The organism is Cellvibrio sp. ATLC23 (assembly GCF_057196725.1).
This window is the reverse complement of record NZ_JBXUOS010000006.1, coordinates 96,092-116,229: the sequence shown is the minus strand read 5'-3', so window position 1 is coordinate 116,229 and position 20,138 is coordinate 96,092. Positions and strand designations below refer to the sequence as shown.

16 protein-coding genes are annotated in these 20,138 nt (G+C 48.7%); 7 read left to right on the top strand and 9 right to left on the bottom strand.

Features of this window, described 5'->3' with window-relative positions; all coding sequences use genetic code 11:
* Positions 1–54: 54 nt before the first annotated feature.
* The 5 genes from AC2CG4_RS11430 to AC2CG4_RS11410 form a co-directional block, all read right to left on the bottom strand.
* A complete protein-coding gene (locus tag AC2CG4_RS11430; protein ID WP_484486375.1) occupies positions 55–2,061 on the bottom strand; it encodes a carbohydrate-binding module family 20 domain-containing protein in 2,007 nt (668 codons plus the stop codon).
* A gap of 249 nt (positions 2,062–2,310) precedes the next feature.
* Complete coding sequence (locus tag AC2CG4_RS11425; protein ID WP_484486374.1) at positions 2,311–2,649, bottom strand: hypothetical protein; 339 nt, start codon at positions 2,647–2,649, stop codon at positions 2,311–2,313.
* Between the two features lie 394 nt (positions 2,650–3,043).
* Positions 3,044–3,961 carry an ornithine carbamoyltransferase gene (gene argF / locus AC2CG4_RS11420; RefSeq protein ID WP_484486373.1) on the bottom strand — a complete coding sequence of 306 codons (918 nt, stop codon included), beginning with the start codon at positions 3,959–3,961 and terminating at the stop codon, positions 3,044–3,046.
* 67 nt (positions 3,962–4,028) lie between these two features.
* Positions 4,029–5,192, bottom strand: coding sequence for an acetylornithine/succinylornithine family transaminase (locus AC2CG4_RS11415; protein WP_484486372.1), 1,164 nt, complete (start codon positions 5,190–5,192; stop codon positions 4,029–4,031).
* Between the two features lie 249 nt (positions 5,193–5,441).
* Complete coding sequence (locus AC2CG4_RS11410) at positions 5,442–7,886, bottom strand: response regulator (protein WP_484486371.1); 2,445 nt, start codon at positions 7,884–7,886, stop codon at positions 5,442–5,444.
* A gap of 171 nt (positions 7,887–8,057) precedes the next feature.
* Between AC2CG4_RS11410 and AC2CG4_RS11405 the strand changes: the two genes are divergently transcribed.
* Both AC2CG4_RS11405 and hrpB read left to right on the top strand, forming a co-directional pair.
* A complete protein-coding gene (locus AC2CG4_RS11405) occupies positions 8,058–10,145 on the top strand; it encodes a TonB-dependent receptor family protein (RefSeq protein WP_484486370.1) in 2,088 nt (695 codons plus the stop codon).
* A 43-nt stretch (positions 10,146–10,188) separates the two neighbouring features.
* Positions 10,189–12,612: an ATP-dependent helicase HrpB gene (gene hrpB / locus AC2CG4_RS11400; protein ID WP_484486369.1), complete on the top strand. Its 2,424-nt coding sequence runs from the start codon at positions 10,189–10,191 to the stop codon at positions 12,610–12,612.
* Between the two features lie 203 nt (positions 12,613–12,815).
* On the opposite strand, the gene AC2CG4_RS11395 is transcribed toward hrpB, so the two are convergent.
* Complete coding sequence (locus tag AC2CG4_RS11395; protein ID WP_484486368.1) at positions 12,816–13,478, bottom strand: response regulator; 663 nt, start codon at positions 13,476–13,478, stop codon at positions 12,816–12,818.
* Entirely contained in the window at positions 13,475–15,001 is a 1,527-nt protein-coding gene (locus tag AC2CG4_RS11390; protein WP_484486367.1) for an ATP-binding protein, read from the bottom strand. Before AC2CG4_RS11390 ends, AC2CG4_RS11395 begins: the two co-directional genes overlap by 4 nt.
* Positions 15,002–15,253: 252 nt before the next feature.
* Between AC2CG4_RS11390 and grxD the strand changes: the two genes are divergently transcribed.
* The gene (gene grxD / locus AC2CG4_RS11385; RefSeq protein WP_484486366.1) at positions 15,254–15,571 is read left to right on the top strand and encodes a Grx4 family monothiol glutaredoxin; all 318 of its coding nucleotides are present in this window, start codon (positions 15,254–15,256) and stop codon (positions 15,569–15,571) included.
* A 46-nt stretch (positions 15,572–15,617) separates the two neighbouring features.
* Here grxD and AC2CG4_RS11380 read toward each other — a convergent pair whose 3' ends face one another.
* Positions 15,618–15,932: a hypothetical protein gene (locus tag AC2CG4_RS11380; protein WP_484486365.1), complete on the bottom strand. Its 315-nt coding sequence runs from the start codon at positions 15,930–15,932 to the stop codon at positions 15,618–15,620.
* Between the two features lie 181 nt (positions 15,933–16,113).
* On the opposite strand from AC2CG4_RS11380, the gene lpxL reads away from it, so the two are divergent.
* Both lpxL and corA read left to right on the top strand, forming a co-directional pair.
* Positions 16,114–17,061: an LpxL/LpxP family Kdo(2)-lipid IV(A) lauroyl/palmitoleoyl acyltransferase gene (gene lpxL, locus AC2CG4_RS11375; protein WP_484486364.1), complete on the top strand. Its 948-nt coding sequence runs from the start codon at positions 16,114–16,116 to the stop codon at positions 17,059–17,061.
* Between the two features lie 127 nt (positions 17,062–17,188).
* Positions 17,189–18,145: a magnesium/cobalt transporter CorA gene (corA, locus tag AC2CG4_RS11370; protein ID WP_484486363.1), complete on the top strand. Its 957-nt coding sequence runs from the start codon at positions 17,189–17,191 to the stop codon at positions 18,143–18,145.
* 85 nt (positions 18,146–18,230) lie between these two features.
* Here corA and AC2CG4_RS11365 read toward each other — a convergent pair whose 3' ends face one another.
* Complete coding sequence (locus tag AC2CG4_RS11365) at positions 18,231–18,548, bottom strand: hypothetical protein (protein WP_484486362.1); 318 nt, start codon at positions 18,546–18,548, stop codon at positions 18,231–18,233.
* Between the two features lie 176 nt (positions 18,549–18,724).
* Between AC2CG4_RS11365 and queE the strand changes: the two genes are divergently transcribed.
* Both queE and queC read left to right on the top strand, forming a co-directional pair.
* Entirely contained in the window at positions 18,725–19,387 is a 663-nt protein-coding gene (gene queE, locus AC2CG4_RS11360; RefSeq protein WP_484486361.1) for a 7-carboxy-7-deazaguanine synthase QueE, read from the top strand.
* A gap of 72 nt (positions 19,388–19,459) precedes the next feature.
* Entirely contained in the window at positions 19,460–20,137 is a 678-nt protein-coding gene (gene queC / locus AC2CG4_RS11355) for a 7-cyano-7-deazaguanine synthase QueC (RefSeq protein ID WP_062066477.1), read from the top strand.
* Position 20,138: the final 1 nt, after the last annotated feature.

Here is a 20,138-nt window from a genome sequence, read left to right as displayed (position 1 = left end):
GACTTGGTTTAATTTTTTTGATGTCGCCGTTGTTAAACAGCGTTTAGTACGCAGTTAAAAGGTTCCCTGCGTGTTGCTCGCACTTCCGGTGTTGAGTGTATTGTTACTGCCGCTCTGCCAGACGACACCAGCAGCCGGATTATTTTCTTCGCGCTTTAAACATTTCCATTGAACTGCCGTATTGGCGGGCAATTGAATGGTGCCTGTCCAGGTTGGATAACTCGTCGGGTTTAACTTAACTGCGGCACCGGTTGCCCAATTACCCAATGCAGTATTGTTGCCCACCACGTACACGCTTTGCCCTGAATAAGTAGTGCCATTCTTGCAGGTGAAATTCACGCTGACAGTGGCTGCTGCGGAACTGGATGCAATGCTTGAAACACTGCTAATAGAACTTGCTGCGGAGCTGCTGGTGTTGTTTGGTGTAATCGCGTATTGCAAGCTCGCATCGTTAAAGCTGATGGTGTAAGTGCCTGGAGTGGCAACAAGAATATCGTTACCGCTGGCATCGGCAATAAAATCATTGTTGTTATTGCCCCAGTTGTTAACCCAGTTGCCGTAAGCATCAAATTTAAAGCGGCCGGTGCTAGTACCGGAAAATGTTGCAGTGCCAACCCAGGTGCCAGTAGTGCAGGACATATCAGCGCTTGCCCAATTATTAAATGTGCCGCGCAATTTCATTGAAGAATACACACAGTTGTTGCCAACTACGCCGCCATTTTTTGCTTGCACATGAATAGCAGCAGCACTTTTGCCTGCAACATTGAATGTAGCGGTGCCATTGGCAGCAACGGTAATACTTGCGCCGGTGCAGGCACCATTGACAAAATCACCGCTGATTATGTTGCAATAACTACCTGCAGCCAAACCTGTTTGCAGGGTGACATTCATGCTGTCGTTTTGGCCATTGATGACAACAAAACCGAGGCTGCCGCGACCAAATGCAATTTGATTGCTGCCGTTATCCCACCAGTTCGATAAATAAAATGCATCTTTTGTTGCGTTACGAAAGCCCACCATATTGGCGATTTCGCGGTTGCGGTGTTCACATAACCAACCGTTATTACACGCACTTGCGCCACTGGTTGGCGGGCCTTGATCGTGATCGTTCCAATTGTAACTGGACATCACTTTCGGATAGCCATAGGGGAAGGCGAGGGTGAAAACATGCGCGATGTTATTCACATTCATACCGTCTTTGTGGGTCACAGTGTTACTGGTGTTCTGCCGCTGGTTATCGTGATTGGCAACAAATACTACGGCATCACTGCTTGCTAACCAGCCACCCCATACGCCTATATTGCGTAAATCCTTTAACGGCGCACGGCCTTTAAAATAAGTGCCAATCGTATTGGTGAAATTAAATTCGGTAACATCGCCTATGTAAGTATATTCAGCTGGCGTAATAGGCTCATTGGCCGCACCGATTACTTCTTGAAAAATATAGGGCGAGCCATTTAAACGGCTGACGATATTGGCGATATCGGCACTGGGCATATGTTTGGCGGCATCGATACGAAATCCGGCTACACCCATGCTCGATAAATCATTTAAGTAAGCCGCGATTTTTCCACGCACATAATCTGATTCAGTTTTTAAATCATTTAAGCCAACCAAATCGCAATTTTGTACCTGCCATCTATTGCTGTAATTAATAGGGCCGGTGCAAGTGTGAAAATCATTCGCGGCAAAAGGCACTTCGGGAAAATTACGGTTGCCCGCAGACATATGGTTGATGACGGCATCGACATAAATATCAACACCGACTGCTTTGCAGCGTGCAACCATGCTGGCAAATTCAGCACGTGTACCTGAGCGCCCTTCTATGGCGTAACTCACTGGCTGATAGCGCGTCCACCAAAAACTTCCGGCAACTGATTTTTGCGGCGGTGATACTTGTACTGCAGCATAACCTTTTGGACCGAGAAAGTTTTCGCATTCGGATGCAATATCATTCCATTGCCATTCAAACAAATGCACAAAGGTTGTCTGTGCGATAACAGGGGTGGAAATTAACGGGTATAACAAAAAAGCAAACAACAGTTTGGGGAGTGTTTTCATAGTGATTTACCGAAGTTTTGATGATTATCTTTATTAGGTTTGTATGCATGCAACGCATGTAACAACAACTTCCGGCGGCAGAATACGGTAAATGGTTTGGATTAATAGTTTGAATACGTATGCAGTATCAAGAATTAGTTGTTATGTAATGTAGTGCGACAGGTATTTTTAATTCGCCCAAAAACAATAAGCCCCATTCGGGGCTCATTGCAGTGGTCAAAGTTTTTTATAGTTGATATCAGCGCTGAATTATTGATTAGCCGACAATACTTGTGCTTTGGCTTCACTGGCAATTGGAGAAGAAACACGGTTTTTCAATACAACAGTGTCGCCTTTACCTAATGAACCCAATGACATGGTGCGGCCTTTTTCTGTGGCTACTTTAGCGCCCTTGATCACGTTGAAGGTTTTGGTGGCGCCATCTTCAGTTTTGATGGTGATAGTGCTTTCAGCTGCGTTCACTTTAGTCACAACACCAGGAACTTCTTTGTAGGATGCAAATGCTTCTGCATTCGCCATAACAGACAACGTTGACAGGCTGGCAAATGAAACAACAGCAATAGCTTTAGATACGAATGATTTTGACATGATGGAACCCTCAGGAAGTAAGATTAATCAGAATGTTTAACTGTACCAACGAGGTGATTATAGGCATCTAACATTTTTAAATGTTACCTTTTGTTACGAATTTTAAGACTGTTTTTTCACAAAAACGGCGAATTTAATCATTTTTATTCATATATAGAATAACAGATATTTTTTAAATCTCTTAAAGTTATTAAAAGCATTATTTTGGGGCGTTTTAAATAAAAAGTGTTACCGCGTGTATTTTTTTGGTATTTTCGCTTGTTTCTCGCTGGTGCATTATCGGACAACGTTGTCTATGTGGCGGGTTAATTTGGTGCTCAATAAAAAACCCGCTAATTCTGTTGAATTAGCGGGTTTTGCTTTTTTGTGTTGAATTATCGGCTGTTACCGGAATTCATTGGTTAAACAGAAACTCCATCAGCGCATTTTGTGCGTGCATCCGGTTCTCAGCTTCTTCCCATATTACTGCATCGGGTGCATCGAGGATTTCTGCAGTCACTTCTTTACCGCGATAGGCGGGCAAGCAGTGCATAAAGAGCGCATCGGCTTTGGCTAGGTTCATCAGTTCTTTGTTGACCTGATAACCGCTGAAGATCTTTTCGCGCTGTTTCTTTTCATCTTCCTGACCCATAGAGGCCCAGGTATCGGTGACAACCAGGTCAGCGCCGGCGACCGCTGCGCGCGGGTCATTGCTCAGGTTGACACGATCTTGATAGGGAGTGACAAATTCATCTTCCGGTTCAAAACCTTTTGGGGTGGCGATACGCAATTCAAAGTCACACAGCTCGGCGGCTTCAATATAGGTGTTGCACATATTGTTGCCATCACCCACCCAGGCGACGGTTTTGCCCGCGAGCGATCCGCGTTTTTCAACATAGGTTTGAATGTCGGCCAGCAGCTGGCAGGGGTGATACTCATCGGTCAGGCCGTTGATCACCGGTACGCGTGAATATTCCGCGAAGCGCTCAACGGTGCTGTGTGCGTAGGTGCGGATCATCACCATATCGACCATGCTGGCAATACAGCGCGCAGCGTCTTCGATAGGCTCGCCGCGACCGAGCTGGGAGTCTTTGGTGGACAAAAAGATCGCATGGCCACCCAGCTTCGCCATACCGGATTCGAATGAAACGCGGGTGCGGGTGGAGTTTTTCTCAAAAATCATTGCCAGTACTTTGTTGTTAAACGGTTCAGGGGCAGTGCCCTGACGCAACATGGCTTTGAGTTCGATGGCGCGTGCAATAATTTGTTGCAGTTCGGCGCGGTTAATATCAGCGAGGGTTAGAAAATGTCTCGGTGCCTTTGGGGGAACCATAATCATTGCTCTTTTATTGCAGCGCGCGCCTTATGCGCGCGCCTATTTAATACTCAGTAACTAAAGGTTAAAACTCGTTAACTAATTGCACGACTTTACTGACCAGCTCATCGGCTTCGGCGTCGGAGAGGATAAAGGTCGGCAGTAAACGAATAGTGTTGACGGCGGTCACGTTAATCAATATACCCAAATCGCGGCCTTTCTGAATCAGCTCAGGGCAGGGCGCATTGAGCTCGATGCCAATCATTAAACCCTTGCCACGTATATCGGTCAGCTTGGCATTGCCCGCCAAAGCGGCTTTAAAGTCGGCCAGTAATTTATCGCCCAACACTTTTACCCGCGCAATTAAATTGGATGATTGCAGGGTTTCAATGACTGCAATGCCAGCGCTACAGGCAAGCGGGTTGCCACCAAAGGTAGTGCCATGATTGCCCGGTTGCAGCACTTCAGCTGCTTTTCCGCGCGCGAGGCAGGCGCCAATCGGCATGCCATTGCCCAAGCCTTTTGCAGTGGTGACTACATCGGGCAGTAAATCATTGTGTTGATAGGCGAAAAAAGTACCGGTACGGCCATTGCCTGTCTGGATCTCATCGAGCATCAACAGCAGATCATGCTGATCGGCGATAGTGCGCAGTTGGTTCAGATAATCAGCAGCAGGAACCCGCACACCACCTTCACCTTGCACGGGTTCCACCAGAATGGCGACTATATTGCTGTGCTCGGCTATAGCGGCTTTCACGGCGGCTACATCGTCATAGGGTACACGGATAAAACCTTCTACCAATGGCTCAAAACCGATTTGCACTTTGGTATTGCCGGTAGCGGTGAGGGTCGCCATGGTTCTGCCGTGGAAACTGTTGGCCATCACAATAATGGTAGGGTTCTTTACGCCCTTATCATTGCCATATTTACGGGCGATTTTGATGGCGGCTTCGTTGGCTTCGGCGCCGGAGTTGGAAAAGAACACTTTTTCCATGCCCGATACCTGAATCAGCAGATCGGCCAAATGCTGCTGCTGGGGAATATTGTATAAGTTGGAGACGTGCAACAGGGTTGCCGCTTGTTCGCTCAAGGCTTTGGTAACAGCGGGGTGTGAGTAGCCGAGACCACACACGGCAATACCGCTGATCGCATCGAGATAGGATTTGCCACTGTCATCCCATACTCGGCTGCCCTCGCCCTTGGTCAGGGTCAGGGTTCTGGTGCCATAAGTATTCATGAGCGTGGACATGCTGTTCTCCAAAAAATAACGCGCAGCGTTAATAATAAAAAGTGTCTTGTGTGAAAAAAACAATCCGCCAAAGCCCATCAGTGACAGGCTTACGAGTCGTTGATCAGGGAGCGTTAATCAGAGCTGTTTTGCTGCATCAGCACTTGCTGCCGATGGGACATTGCTGGAGTCCAGTCTGTACGCGGCAAAAAACAGGCAGTAAATATATAAGTTATTGCGATTATTGGCAAATTTGGGCTGGTTTTACGCCTATTGCGACGAGTTAAAGCTGCTGCCCTGTACAAACTCTTTGGCAAAAATAATGTCGTTTTGCAGATGAAAGGCGCTATCTGGCGGCTGGATAAAAAAACCTTCGAATAAGCGCACACCTTGCATCCACAGACTGGAAAGGTTGTGCGAGTTTTCAATTTGCGTGGCGATTACTTTGATGCCGCGACCGGTGGCTGAGGTGATTAATCGCTCCAATAATTTGGGGTTGCTGGTATCGCTCGTGAGTTTGGGTGAGAGGCGCATGTAGTTAAATGTCAGATCTTCTAGTAGCGACAAAATTTGCTCATTCTCTCCCGCGCGGGTAATACAAATACCGCAGTGAATATCGCGTAACGCCTTAGCGATTTCACGTGCTTGATGGAAGTGGTTAATGATCCAGTTTTCTTCCAACATAAATACCAATCGCTCCTCACCCCGTAAGCGCGATGAGCGCAGCACATTGGCGGCAAAGGAAAAAAAGGCGCTCTGTTGCAGGGTTTCCTCGGCCAGATGAATAAATAGGGTTGCCTGTTCGCGGGTATTGCTGTCTCCGGCAATTGCGCTCACCGCTTGCTGTAATGCCCAGCGATCCAACTCCAGTCGTTTACCTGGCTGGGTAAGGCGGTTTAAAAATTGCCCGGCGGCTATGGGTTCGCCATCTTCACCGCGCAGGCGGGTGAGCACTGCGAAGTGTTCAATGTGTGCATCTTCCAAGCTAATAATGGGTTGGAACGCGAGAGTCAGATCGCGGCTGAACACAATCTGGGTAAAGTCAGGCAGGTTTTTCTCGCTGACAGCCGTAGCGCTGTTGGCTGGTGTGCCGTGAACGCTTTCCTCAAATGCTTGTTCGGCACGCAAGAGTGCATTGTTGGCCGTACCCAGGGAGTGCTCTAAAAAGGCTATCCCCAGCTTAAACTCTAGATTGAGCGATTTCCCTTTGATGCTATAGGTTTGGCTGCTCAGATGTTTGATAAATTGCTCGCCGCGCTGGCGATGAAATTCTACGCTGCGTTTGCCAGCCAGTACGCAGGCAACCATAGGGGATAAATCAATCCACTGCTCATCACTGCCTGCCGTTTCGTTGAGGCGGTGACAAAATTGATCGTGTAAATCAAGCAGCTCAACTTGTCCTAATTGTTGGCTTAGCTCTTCCAGCTTATCGATACTGAAATAGTAGAGCGCACTATTTTGATTGCCCAAACTGTTGTTTTGTAATTCATCTTCCAGCGCACTAAAAAAATAGCTGCGGTTGATCTGTTGCGGCTGCTGCGCCTGACGGGTTACTCGCGCGACGCGATTTTTCAAGGCGAAGGTATCGGCGAGTGCCTGTTCGCACACGTTGATCAGCTCGGCAGCCTCAAAAGGTTTGGTCAGCAGGGCATTGACGCCGAGCGCTTTGATACTTTTGTGCAAATGGGTATCGGTATCCGCGGTGACAAAAATAATGGGCAATAACAAAAACGCAGGATCCTGTCGCAGCAGTACGGCGAGCTCCATGCCATTAATATCAGGCATGTGCATATCCAAAATAACCAAATCGGGGTTGAATTTGGCGGCCTGCTGCAAACTGTGGAGTGGTTTGTTGAGGCTGAGCACCTCCATTCCTGCGTGCCGCAAAATTTCAGCTTGCAAACTGGTCATGGCGGGATCGTCGTCAACAATCATTACCTGTTGGGTTTTGGTGTTAAGCGTGATGATGTTGATCAACTTCTCGACTAAAGAATTAAAATCGAGTGGTTTGGTCAGGTAATCGTTGCTGCCAGCGCGCAGCGCACGCAACTTGGCATTGACGTCGGTACGACCGGACATCAGCAGGATGGGTGTATTCCCGGTGAGTAGTGATTTGATTTGATGTAGGCTGCCCAACGCCTGCATGCCAGCATGCTCAAAATCCGGATCCATCAAAATGGCAGCAGGAGAATCTACATAGAGTTGCTGCATACAGGTTTGCGGATTGTCGAAATACTCCACCGCAAATCCAGCGTTGCGCAAATAGGCACTGCAAAGCGCCGCGAGGATTCGGTCTGGATCAATTAAAAAAATGGTTTTCCCCTGTGTCTCCTCGCTATTTTTAATAGCGATCGAGGCGAGTGGGGCCTGCAGTGCTTTGCCACCAGCGGTAGCAGCCATTGTTTGGCTCAGGTGTTCGACATGATCTTCCAGCTGTACGTATTCCAAACCGCCAAAACTGCGCCCTAGTTCGTTTAACTCGATAATGAAATTCTCCAACTGCAACGCAGCCTGACACAAATCAGGAAAACCAAAGCTAGTACCTGCTTCAACCAGTTTGTGTGCAAATTGTTGCAGCGCGGCAATACCTTGCGCGCTCCAGTTAAGGTGACGCAAGTGGCTCCAGATTTCTTCCAAGCGATGCGCCCGCTCGGGTAAGCTTGCGGCGAACTGTTGGCGCAGCCGCTCCAGCTGATTGCGGAATTCTTGTTGCATAAAAGCTTCCTGATGTTTACTTCTGAGTATAGAGCCTGTTTGCCAAATAACAGGCTAGATATCCATGACTGTAAAAATTGGTTTTATTTAATGAGACTTTGCTGTGTTTTTAGCAGAATAGTTCGCTTTCCACCTTGGCTGACCAGCACTTTTCCCCTTTTTTGGATATATATGAATTATTTGTGTACCCATCTGCATCTATTTTTAACCAGTGCCTTATTACTTATTCATGCCAATGTTTTGCATGCGCAGACTGCGCCAGAATTGCTGGAGACCTTGGTGGTATCGGGTGAGCGATCTTCCGATGCGCTATTAAAGCGCCACCTGGTCAAAAAAACAGCGCAAGATTTTGCCGCAGGCGCGCGTCTCGATTCCGCCGAACTGTTGCGCACTATTCCCAGCGTGCAAGTGGATTCGCGCAGCAATTATGCGCAGGATACGCGCATCAGTTTGCGCGGCTTCGGCGCTCGCTCCGCATTTGGTGTGCGCGGAATTGATCTGCAGGTCGATGGCATTCCCCTATCAACACCCGATGGCCAAGGGCAATTGGCGAGTGTGATGCTCGACAATATCGCCAGCGTACAAGTATTGCGCGGACCAATGGCGGCACTCTATGGCAATGGTGCTGGTGGTGTGATTGCGCTACAAACAGCCGCACCCGATACAAGCAATGTTGGTGTAAGTCTTATTGGCGGTGACCCCGGGCTTGCGCGTCATATTTTGAGTGGTGAATGGCGCAATGATAATGTCGCTATGCGCGCACAAGTTGCCACGACTAATATTGATGGCGAACGCCCCCATTCCCGCGCAGAGCGAAAGCAAACTGCGCTGCAATTGTTTTACACCACGGACAATGATCTCGACCTTATTATCAAACACGATGCTAGCGATGATCCGCTACTGCAGGATCCACTCGGTTTAACTGCCGAACAATGGCGCAGTAATCCGACCCAAATAAATCCCATTGCTGAAATTTACAACACGCGCAAAAGTGTTGCCCATCAACAAAACTCGATTAGCCTGCGCGACAATACTGGTGCAACACGTTGGCAAACCGGCCTGTGGCAGGGCGAACGTGCGATTACCCAATATTTAGGTTTTGCCGGTGATGCTATTACTGGCAGCGGCGGGATAGTGGATTTGCAGCGGGATTTTTCCGGCGCAAACGCAACACTCACCCATAGTTTGCAATTATTTAATGTGCCTACTGATATCAGTGTGGGCGCAGAGTTTGCGCAAATGCAAGATGATCGCCGTGGTTATGTTAATGAACGCGGTATTGCGGGTGAACTGCGCCGCGATGAAGCTGGCGAGGTTAACAGCCGCGATATTTATTCATTAATTCAACTGCATCCCAGCGAAAAATTTATGCTCTATAGCGGCGCTCGCCATTCGCAGTTGGATTTTGCGGTAACAGATTATTTTATTGTTCCTCCCGTGACTGGTGCCAACAATAATCTTGCGAGCAACCCCGATGATTCCGGTGCGCGACAATACAGTGAAGATTCGTTTGCAATCGGTGCGCATTATAGCTTCACGCCTGCATGGGCATTATTTGCCAGCAGTGGGCGCGGTTATGAAACACCTACACTCACGGAGATGGCTTATAAATCCGATGCGACCGGTTTGAATGTCGATCTGCAAGCTGCGCTTAATCGCCAACAGGAGTGGGGCATTGTTTATCAGAGAGATGAATTTTTTGAGCTGAATTTGACGCAATTTATTATCGCAACTGAAAACGAAATTGTGGTGGATCAATCGGTGGGCGGTCGCACCAGTTATCGCAACGCAGCGGAAACCGAGCGCAAGGGTTATGAATTATTTGGCCGTTACGCACTGAACGCAAACCTGCGGATGCAGTTCAGTCTGCAATCGCTCAGTGCGGTTTATTCTGCCGGTGAGTGGAATGGCAAGCAATTGCCCGGTGTAGCGCGAGAGCAATACCAGCTCAGTGTACAATGGCTGCCGTTTGCAACGGATGTGCTGCAGTTAGAGTTGAGTGCGCAACAGCGTTCGCGTATTTACAGCGCCGATAATAATCAGGTTTACGCTCCGGATTTTTACACTCTGGATCTGAGTGCGCGCGGCGCTTATTCTGCAAACTCGCTGCAATTTAATTGGTGGTTAAAATTGGCTAACTTAAGCGATGAAACCTATGTGGGTTCAGTGATCGTCAATCAGTCCAATGGTCGCGCATTTGAACCCGCCTTGGGGCGGAACCTGTCGGCCGGTATTAGTCTGGTGCATTATTTTCGCTAATTTTTTTGATTTTGTTGCGTGATTTTTTTCATTTGGATTTTTTATGCAGTTGCCCGATTTACCACTGAGTGCGCTTCACGATGATTTTATCGCCGCACTGCAAAACACTCCGCTCTTGTTAGAAGCAGAACCCGGCGCGGGTAAATCAACCCTCGCGCCGCTGTGGGTTTTGGCACAGGTGCCAGCGGGGCAGCAGGTCTGGGTGGTGCAACCGCGTGTATTAGCGGCGCAGGCCTTGGCCCAGCGCTTGGCACAGTTGCTGAACGAAAAACCGGGGCAGCAAGTTGGCTATCAAGTGCCTTACGACTCGCGCATGAGTAGCGAGACGCGTTTGGTATTAATGACCCCAGGGGTATTGCTGCAACATCTATTGCAAAACCCCACACTCGATGGTGTTGCCTGTGTAATGCTCGATGAAATTCACGAGCGCAGTGTGAATCAGGATATGGCCTGGGCATTTTTGCAAGAGGTGCAAATTCTGCGCGATGATTTGCAACTGGTGTTGATGAGTGCAACACCTGACCCGGCATTGCAACAGCAAATTAGCAATCGCCTATTTGCACCGGGCCGCTGTTTTCCGGTCACTACCCAGTATCAACCTGCCAAACAAAATTCCACTGGCAATCACCCAGCGAATGCTGAAAAAATTGAAGAACAATTGCTGCGCGCGCTGCTGACCCATCCCGAGTGGCAAACGACAAGTGTATTGGTGTTTTTGCCCGGCTGGCGCGAAATAGAGAATTGCGCTGGGCTCCTCGCACAAAAATTTCCCACACACAAGTTATTTCGTTTGCACAGTCGCGTGCCATCCACTGAACAAACCGCAGCGTTAGATCCGGCGCAAGGTGCGCGTTTAATTTTGGCGACCAATATTGCCGAGACATCACTCACCATTGCCGATGTAACACTGGTGATGGATTCAGGCTTGGCGCGCCGCGCCGATTACGAACAGCGCACAGGTATTACGCGCTTGCGCACGTCGCGCATTAGCATGGCCAGCGCTGAACAGCGCCGTGGTCGCGCGGGGCGAGTGCAGGCAGGGCATTGCATTCGCCTCTGGTCGCAAGATCAGCCGCTCGCCGCAGCAGATATGCCGGAAATTCGCGCGACGGATTATTTACCGCTGGCGCTGCGTATTGCGCACTGGGGCAGCCCGGCTAATTCACTGTCATGGCTGGAGGCGCCGAATCGGCTCGCGCTGAATTTTGCCGAGCAGCAGTTGCAAAAAATGCAGTTGTTGGACGCCAGTGGGCAGATTAGTGCGCAGGGAAAAAATGTCAGCGCCCTCGGCACTCATCCACGCATCGCTGCGTTTTTATTACTGCATGAAAAAACAATTGGCGATGAAGCCTTGTTGCTTGCACTCGCGCTGCATTTTGAATTGAGCGCAGAGCAAGATTTTTCTGCATTGTTAGATGATGCCGCGCGTGAACTCGCGCGCAATCGCCAATGGCAGCAACAGCAAAAGCGGTGGCTCGGTGTGCTCGCGCTGCAAAAAAATGCGGCACCGCTGGAACCATTATTACTCGCGCGCGCATTTAGTGATCGCATAGGTTTTAAACAAGAGTCGGGGCGCTACCGGTTAAATTCCGGCATGAGTGTAGATGTACAAGGCAAATTGGAATCGCCTTGGGCAGTATTTCCGCTGATCAATACCAAACCCAAAAGCCATTCCGGTGTCGGCATCGCCGTGCAATTAACCGCAGGGCAACAGCGGCAATTAAGCCAGGCGCAAACGGCACTGGTGTTTAAACAGCAGCGCTGGCAGGAACACACCCGCTGGTCGATGGGTGGTGTGGTTATTGATGAGGCATGGCAAATAGTTCCTGCCGCCGAAATCGCCCCCAAGCTGCTGGAACATATTCGCGAACTAATTAACGAAAAAGGTATGGCGCAGTTAGGCTGGAGTGATAAAGCGCATGCATTGCTGGAGCGCGCACGTTTAGTTGCAAAGCATCAGTTATGCGACTTGCCTGCGCTGGATGATGAAACACTGATTGGTAATTTGCAGCAATGGCTGCTGCCGTTTTTAAATGAAGCAACACGTTTAGAGCAGTTGCCGCTGCAAGAGGCGTTGGAATTTTATCTGGGTTTTGATCACTGCCAAAAAATTGCGCAGTTGCTGCCGGAAAAAATTGCCTTGCCCAGTGGGCGCAATGTCAGTGTTGAATTTACCAGCGATGGCAGCGCGCAAATCTCGGCTAAATTGCAGGAGTTTTTTGGCTGCGAGCAGTTGCAGCTTGGCGGCGGAAAAATCCCGTTAAAAATTCATCTGCTCTCACCCAATGGCAGCCCACTCGCCATTACCACCAATTTGCAAACCTTTTGGCAGCAAGCCTATGCCGAGGTACGCAAAGAAATGCGCGGCCGCTACCCGCGCCACCCTTGGCCAGAAAATCCGTTGGAACATGAAGCAACGGCACTGACCAAAAGGAAGCTGGCATTTCAGCAAACGCAAGAGAAATAATTAGCCTGAACATTTGGATAGCTCTGTCCATAACGTCGGGATGCGATAGAGGTTGGTATTAATTGTGGAAAGATTGTGCAAATGGATTTTTGTATAGAAAGACGTATAAAAATTGGGCGCAATGAAGCCTGTCCATGGTTCAGGTTGATGTATATGATGTCTATTTTGAAACGCTTGCGATGGCATGATTTGGCGTGAGCGCATCAGGAAATTTGCAGCCGATAGCCGACGCCATAGACTGAATGGATGATGTCGTCATCGCAAATTGGCTGTAATTTTTTGCGCAGTTTGGTGATGTGTGAATCCATGGTTCTATCGCTTACCACACGGTGATCTGTGTAAGCATTTTCCAATAGTAGATTGCGTGAAATTACCCGCTGTTTATTGAGCAATAGTGTTTCTAAAATGCGAAATTCAATACTGGTTAATTCCACGCACTTTTCGCCAACACAAGCGTATTGACGCTCTTTGTCCAGGCGTAACCCTTCCTCTTGTTGGTCATCGGTTTTATTGCTGCGACGCAATACGGCTTTAACTCGTGCAACTACTTCGCGCGGGCTAAAGGGCTTGCAAATATAATCATCTGCGCCCAATTCCAAGCCAATCAAGCGGTCAATTTCTTCTACCTTGGCAGTGGTCATAATAATAGGCACTTGCGATGTTTTGCGCACTTCCTGGCAAATGCTTAAACCATCGCGTTTGGGTAACATTAAATCCAGCAATACCAAATCCCATTTTTCAGTCAGAATTTTTTGCAGCCCCAATTCGCCGTCGCCAATCAGGGTTGCGGAAAAACCTTCGCTGGTTAAATAATCTTGCAATATCTCGCCTAGATCAATTTCATCTTCAACAATTAAAATGTTCATGCTGATTCCTGTAGTGGTAAATAGACAGACACTTTGAGCCCGCCCAGTTCGCTTGTTTCAATACTGATACGGCCAGCGTGTGCTTCGACAATATTACGACAAATACTCAGACCTAATCCGGCGCCGCCGGTTTCACGGCTGCGTGAAGATTCAGCGCGGTACAATCGTTCAAATAGCTTTTCGTGTAGCTCTGGGGCAACACCGGGAGCGGAATCTTCGATAACAAAAATTGCCTGCTGTGTATCGGCTGATAATGTTGCACGAATGGTTCCCGGAGCTTCAGTGTAATTAATACTGTTGTTAAATAAGTTCAAGAATAGTTGATGCAACCGCTCAGGGTCAGCAAATAATAAGAGTGGCTCCGCGGGAAATTGCGTCTCCAAGGCAAGTCCGCTCTGGCCGAGTTTGTCTTGTAAGGAAATGCTTAATTCTTCGAGTATTTCACCAATATTGCATACTTGTTTGCGGTAACTCATGGCACCTATGTCAGTGAGCGACAATTGGTACAAATCATTCACCAAATTGGCGAGCCGTGCAGCATGTTTTTGTAGGCGAGCAATCGCTTTGGCATCAAATTTCCGGATGCCATCCTCCAGTGCTTCAAGGTCTGCTTTGAGCACCGCCAAGGGTGTGCGCAGCTCGTGGGATATATCGGCTACCCAGCGTTTACGGGCCTGCTCAGTTTGGTTGAGCGTATGAGCGAGATGGTTGAGGTTTTCCGCGAGCGTTGAGATTTCGTCTTGGCCTTGAGTGGATAAGCGTTGCTGATACTCGCCCTTGCTTAATTGTTGTACGTGTGCGGCCAATTTTTTTACGCGTTGGGTTAATAAATAAGAGAGTGGGATGGCGCAGACCAGTGCGATAGCAAGGGCAACCATGGCCATTAATAAAAAATGATTTTGTTGGCGTTTGGCGAATTCATTGTCGCGCAGGTCGCGCAGGGCGGGATTCATCGGGGTGCCCAAATAGCCGATTAATTTTTGTTTGCCATCAACCTTGATATTGAGATCACTGAAAAAGTAGGTTTCATTGCGCCACTTTTTTCCGCTGATTAATGTTTTTTTGCGATCGAGTAAAATAAAGCGTTTATAAGGTTGATGGCGCAAAAAATCATCCGCTTCGCGTCGCTCATGCCTGCGTGATTCCTGCGTGTTCTTGCGCATGAAAAACGGATTGCGCTTGTTGTCATCGTCCTCATCGCCATTAATACGCGTATTCAACTCCGGTGGAAATGGAAAGGGGATAGGGCGCTCATTCCGTTGGCGTTGATTGGCACTGTATTGCCAGACAAATATTTCCCAATAGTGTGGGTTAATTTCAAATGCACTCCAGCTGCCATTGAGGGTGAAGTGGCGCTCCAGTGCTGCGATGAGACGGGCATTGCGCGACGCTTCTTTTTGCTCCATATAATGATTAAAACTGCGCTCAAAACTGAGGCGTGAATACAAAAATAAACCGCCGGTTAGCAGCACAGCAAAACAGGCAAAAACTAAAAATACTTGGATACGGAGATTAAACTTCACGGTGCTGGATTACCCTTATGCGATGGCTAGAATGCGGAATCACTAGTGATAGCCTATCTATTGAAGACAAGATAAGCAAAAACAGCGATTTAGCAATCGCGTGCGATTGGCCTGCTGGTGCTGGCTGAGGTAAAATGGCAATACTTGAGCAAAATACTCGGATATATCCGGCCTTGCCCTGTTGTGATTATCCCAATCGCCCCAATTAATAGCCCCTATTGAAACCCCATACTGAATATCGAGGTAGATAAGATGGACGTATTAGATACGATCAAACAACAAATAAGTGATAATGCTGTAATTCTCTATATGAAGGGTTCGCCTAGCGCGCCTCAGTGTGGTTTTTCGCAGCGCGCTTCCCAAGCATTGATGGCCTGCGGTCAACGCTTTGCTTATGTAGATATTTTGAGCAATCCGGAAATCCGCTCAGAGCTGCCCAAGTTTGCTAACTGGCCAACCTTTCCACAGTTGTGGGTGAAGGGCGAGTTGATCGGCGGTTGCGATATCATCACCGAGATGAGTGAGAACGGTGAATTGAAACCTTTGATTGATGCCGCAGTTGCCGGCTAATGTTTCTGGCCGGTTGTCAGTATTGCCAACCGGCCTGCGCTAGTTGCTATAGATTTAATGCCAGATACAACAAGACCCCCGCACCTATCACACTAAGAATACAAAGCGATAAGCCAATAACACGCTGGCGTGCGCGGCTGTGTTCATCGTTTTGAAATTGCAGTTGGTGCGCGCGCCAAGCGAGGTCTTTGGATTTGACCAGTTTCGCGCGAATTTGCTGGAGAGCGAGAATATCCTGATCTAATTGTGGATCTGACTCGTTGGTATTTTGTTGTGCGCGTTGCGCTTCAGCTTTTTTAAGTTGCTTATCCAGCTGCGCAAGCTTTTGATCCAGCGCGGCGGATACCTGACGAATTTGCATAATAAAGGCTCAATTTTGGGGCTGGGCTAACCTTAGCAGAAACCCGCCGTGTTTGTCCTTTGATGTGTTTTTCATTCTTGTTACCGCTTACTGCTACTCGTCTGTTTAATACGATTGCTATAATCCGCACGCCTTCAGGATTGGTAGCTATAAGCTGCGCTGCTCTTTTTTGTGCTTTTCTGTGCGAGTAAATACTTTGGATAAACATAGTTCTCCCGAATTTCACTCCTCATTTTATGGCCCCCGCTATTGGCCGACTTGGTTGCTGCTGGCCTTTTTTCGCGTCTGCGCGTGTCTACCAATAGCCGCTAATATGGCTATTGGCCGCTTCATAGGGGTGCTCTTTAATCTGCTGGCACCTGCTCGCCGCCGGATTGCTGAAACCAATATTGCATTGTGTTTTCCTGAGCTAGACGCGCAAGCGCAGAAGAAGATTGTCGATGGTGTGATCCGCAATTGCGGCATCAGCATTATGGAGTCGGCGATGGCACTTTGGGGGCAGCAAAATAAATTGCGCTATCGCCACACAATTGAGGGGTTAGAGCATATTGCAGCGGCCAAAGCAGCAGGTCGCGGTGCGCTGTTGCTGGGCTGTCATTTCACGACTATGGACCCAGCCGGGCGTATATTTGCCTACCACGCTCAAGCACATATGTTGTATCGCAAAGACCCCAATCCATTGTTAGCCTATGCCTTGATTAAAGCCCGTGAAAAATACCTGACTTCAGCCATCGTGTTTAGCGATACCCGCCAGCTGATTAAAAAGTTGCGTCAGGGGGAAGCGGTTTGGTACGCGCCAGATCAGGACTATGGCAAAGACCAAAGTGTGTTTGCGCCTTTTTTTGGAGTGCCTGCTGCAACCGTGTTAGGGACTGCGCGTATCGCCCAATTGGGGCGAGCAGTAGTGTTGCCCTACGCCCATTACCGCGAAGACAATGGACACTATAAATTGATCTTTGGTGCTCCACTGGAGAGTTTCCCTAGCGGTGATGATGTAGTGGACGCAACTCGCGTTAACAAGATCATTGAGGACATGGTGCGCGTTAAACCCGATCAATATCTTTGGGTGCATCGCCGCTTTAAAACCCGCCCAATGGGAGAGCCAGGCTTCTACAAGAAAAAAAAGTAATATCTTTATTCGCGCGACTTATCGCGAAAACTTAATAAAATAGATTAAGTTTAAATGGCCTATGTTATAAAGCCGCCAAATAGCTCAGGCGCCCCGAAAACCTTGAACCTTTAGGAGATAAGCACCGATGTTAAGAATGTTTAAAGTTCAAGGTAATACCCTGCGTGAAGACAAGCAGTCGGAGGAAAATACCAAACTTGCGCTCAACACTGCGCTTTGGATTGATGCGCGGGAACCCAGCGACGAAGAGCGCGAAGAATTAAATACCTTTCTGCGCGCAGAATTGCCTGAGTCCGATGACGTAGAGGAGATTGAATTCTCGGCGCGCTATTTTCAAGACGGCGTTGGTATCCATGTGCACTCCTTGTTTTTGGCGCCCGGTGAGTCTGGTCGCCACAGTACCGCGACTGTTGCATTTATCTTGCAAGATAAACGCCTGATCTCCGTGCGCGATGGCGATCTGGCCGATTTCCGTTTGCTGCGCATGCGCGCGCGCGCCGGCCAAGTGCATGTTTCATCGCCGCAGGATTTGCTTGTAACCATGTTTGAGCAGAAGGTCGAAAACCTCGCCGATGCCTTGGAAGACATTCATCGCAAACTCGAAGACGTAAGTCATATGGTCTTGGAAGATGCCGATGCGGAATTAGAAGATGCAATCGACCGCCTCGCCAAATTGGAAGACAGCAACGGTAAGATCCGTTTATGTTTGATGGATACCCAGCGCTCGATTTCATTTTTACAGCGCCACTTGCGTGAATCGTTTGAGTTGCAAGAGACGGCGCGTGAGATCAAGCGCGATGTGGATACGCTTATGTCGCACACCGCCTTTTTGTTCGACAAGATTAACTTCTTGATGGACTCAACTCAGGGTTTTATCAACATCGAACAAAACCAAATCATCAAAATTTTCTCCATCGCCGCAATGGTATTTCTGCCACCGACGGTGGTCGCCAGTGCCTATGGGATGAACTTTGAATTTATCCCGCATAGCCATTGGAAATACGGATTTGGTGTGGCGGTAATGCTGATGCTGCTCTCGGCAGTTTTGCCTTATTGGTATTTCAAGCGCAAAGATTGGCTGTAGCTCACTTATTCAATCCCATAAAAAACGCCAGAGTAGGCAGCTGCTGCTCTGGCGTTTTTTTATGGTCTAGCTTAGCTAACCCACCTTATTCTTCCACCCATTCCCAGCGCAACGGTTGGCCGAAGTCGTCCAGAATCACTTTTTTACGGGGGCGTTTTTTTTGCGGCTTGGATGCCAGAAGTGGTTTTTTGCGCGCCTCGATGGCGGCGACCACCTCCGGTAGTGGAGTGCGATCTTCCTGGCTGGAACCGTCAAAAATACTGATTAACGGGCCATGGGCATCCAGACGACCACTCAAGCCACGCGGAACTTCATTGACATGCCCGCCTTTATGCAAGAATTCCTGAACTTGTTGTTCCAGCTCCTGATGCAGTTGACGGCGGGTTTTGGTCGGTTTGATCATTGATTCCAATACTGACTGATGATGTTAAGTGGTAATTCTGACAAAAAGCGCGATCTGCCAGCATACCAGCGCCAGCGCCAGCAGGGCAAATCGCTGCTGGGCATTCTCCTCGCATCGTGCGCCACCTTTAGGTAAACTGCGCGTCTTTTTAGCCAATGCGCTAGCAATGTTAACCAATGACCCAGCCAATGACTCAGGCCAGCTTAAAAATTACCGAGATTTTCTATTCGCTGCAGGGCGAATCCACTACTGTCGGGTTGCCGACCGTTTTTGTACGCCTGACCGGTTGCCCGCTGCGCTGTGGTTATTGCGATTCCGAGTATGCCTTTTATGGCGGCGAGCGCTTGTCGCTCGATGCCATTCTCGCCAAGGTGGCCAGTTTTAACCCGCGCTATATTTGTGTGACCGGTGGTGAGCCGCTTGCGCAGCGCGAGTGCCTGACGTTGCTGAGCGCACTGTGTGATGCGGGTTATAGTGTATCGCTTGAAACCAGCGGCGCCCTGCCGGTGGATGATGTGGATCCGCGCGTGGTCAAAGTAATGGATTTAAAAACCCCTGGCTCGGGTGAGGTCGGGCGCAATCGCTGGGAAAATATTCCGTTTCTCAGTAATCAAGACCAGATCAAATTTGTGATTTGCGATCGCGCCGATTACGAGTGGGCACGCTTCAAATTGGATGAGCATCAATTAGTGGGTAAGGTAGCAGAGGTTTTGTTCTCCCCTAGTTTTGGCCAAGTCACGCCACTGGCGTTGGCGGAGTGGATTCTTGCGGATAATCTACCTGTTCGTTTTCAATTGCAGTTGCACAAACTCTTGTGGAATGACGCTCCTGGTCATTGATAATCCCGCCACTTTTTACTGATCGCCAATTTAATCATTTCTCCTTTTTATACTTATTTTTTGGTAGTTCTTATGACGCAAAAAAAAGCCGTAGTTCTCGTCTCGGGCGGTTTGGATTCCACCACTGTATTGGCAATTGCCCGCAGTGAAGGTTACGCCTGTTATTCCATGAGTTTTGATTACGGTCAGCGTCACAGTTCAGAGTTGCGCGCGGCGGAGCGCACGGCCAAAGCCTTGGGCGCAGTTGAACACAAGGTTATTAAATTGGATTTGCGCTCCATTGGCGGTTCAGCGCTAACCGATGATGCGATTGCGGTGCCGGAAGAGGAGACGGGCGGAATTCCTGTTACCTATGTACCTGCGCGCAATACGGTGTTTTTGTCGATTGCATTGGGTTGGGCGGAAGTGCTGGGTTGTGACGATATTTTTATTGGCGTAAATGCGGTGGATTTTTCCGGCTATCCCGATTGTCGCCCTGAATATATTGCCGCTTATGAGGCTATGGCGAACTTGGCAACTCGTGCGGGTGCTGAGGGTAATAAGTTGCGTATTCGCACCCCGCTGATTCACTTAAGCAAAGCGGAAATTGTGCAGTTAGGTTTGGCGTTGGGGGTGGATTATAGTTTGACCGTGTCTTGTTACCAGGCCAACGATCAGGGCGAAGCTTGCGGAAAATGCGATAGCTGCCGTCTGCGCAAGCAGGGGTTTGTGCAAGCGGGCATTGCAGACCCTACGCATTACCAAAGTTAAT

What these genes read in the sequence shown, in the direction of transcription:
- AC2CG4_RS11380 (WP_484486365.1), bottom strand. Translation starts at nt 15,932, where the DNA reads ATGCAAATTCGTCAGGTATCCGCCGCGCTGGATCAAAAGCTTGCGCAG.
- AC2CG4_RS11395 (WP_484486368.1), bottom strand. Translation starts at nt 13,478, where the DNA reads ATGAACATTTTAATTGTTGAAGATGAAATTGATCTAGGCGAGATATTG.
- AC2CG4_RS11430 (WP_484486375.1), bottom strand. Translation starts at nt 2,061, where the DNA reads ATGAAAACACTCCCCAAACTGTTGTTTGCTTTTTTGTTATACCCGTTA.
- hrpB (WP_484486369.1), top strand. Translation starts at nt 10,189, where the DNA reads ATGCAGTTGCCCGATTTACCACTGAGTGCGCTTCACGATGATTTTATC.
- AC2CG4_RS11405 (WP_484486370.1), top strand. Translation starts at nt 8,058, where the DNA reads ATGAATTATTTGTGTACCCATCTGCATCTATTTTTAACCAGTGCCTTA.
- AC2CG4_RS11410 (WP_484486371.1), bottom strand. Translation starts at nt 7,886, where the DNA reads ATGCAACAAGAATTCCGCAATCAGCTGGAGCGGCTGCGCCAACAGTTC.
- queC (WP_062066477.1), top strand. Translation starts at nt 19,460, where the DNA reads ATGACGCAAAAAAAAGCCGTAGTTCTCGTCTCGGGCGGTTTGGATTCC.
- AC2CG4_RS11365 (WP_484486362.1), bottom strand. Translation starts at nt 18,548, where the DNA reads ATGATCAAACCGACCAAAACCCGCCGTCAACTGCATCAGGAGCTGGAA.
- AC2CG4_RS11425 (WP_484486374.1), bottom strand. Translation starts at nt 2,649, where the DNA reads ATGTCAAAATCATTCGTATCTAAAGCTATTGCTGTTGTTTCATTTGCC.
- queE (WP_484486361.1), top strand. Translation starts at nt 18,725, where the DNA reads ATGACCCAGCCAATGACTCAGGCCAGCTTAAAAATTACCGAGATTTTC.
- argF (WP_484486373.1), bottom strand. Translation starts at nt 3,961, where the DNA reads ATGGTTCCCCCAAAGGCACCGAGACATTTTCTAACCCTCGCTGATATT.
- corA (WP_484486363.1), top strand. Translation starts at nt 17,189, where the DNA reads ATGTTAAGAATGTTTAAAGTTCAAGGTAATACCCTGCGTGAAGACAAG.
- AC2CG4_RS11415 (WP_484486372.1), bottom strand. Translation starts at nt 5,192, where the DNA reads ATGTCCACGCTCATGAATACTTATGGCACCAGAACCCTGACCCTGACC.
- grxD (WP_484486366.1), top strand. Translation starts at nt 15,254, where the DNA reads ATGGACGTATTAGATACGATCAAACAACAAATAAGTGATAATGCTGTA.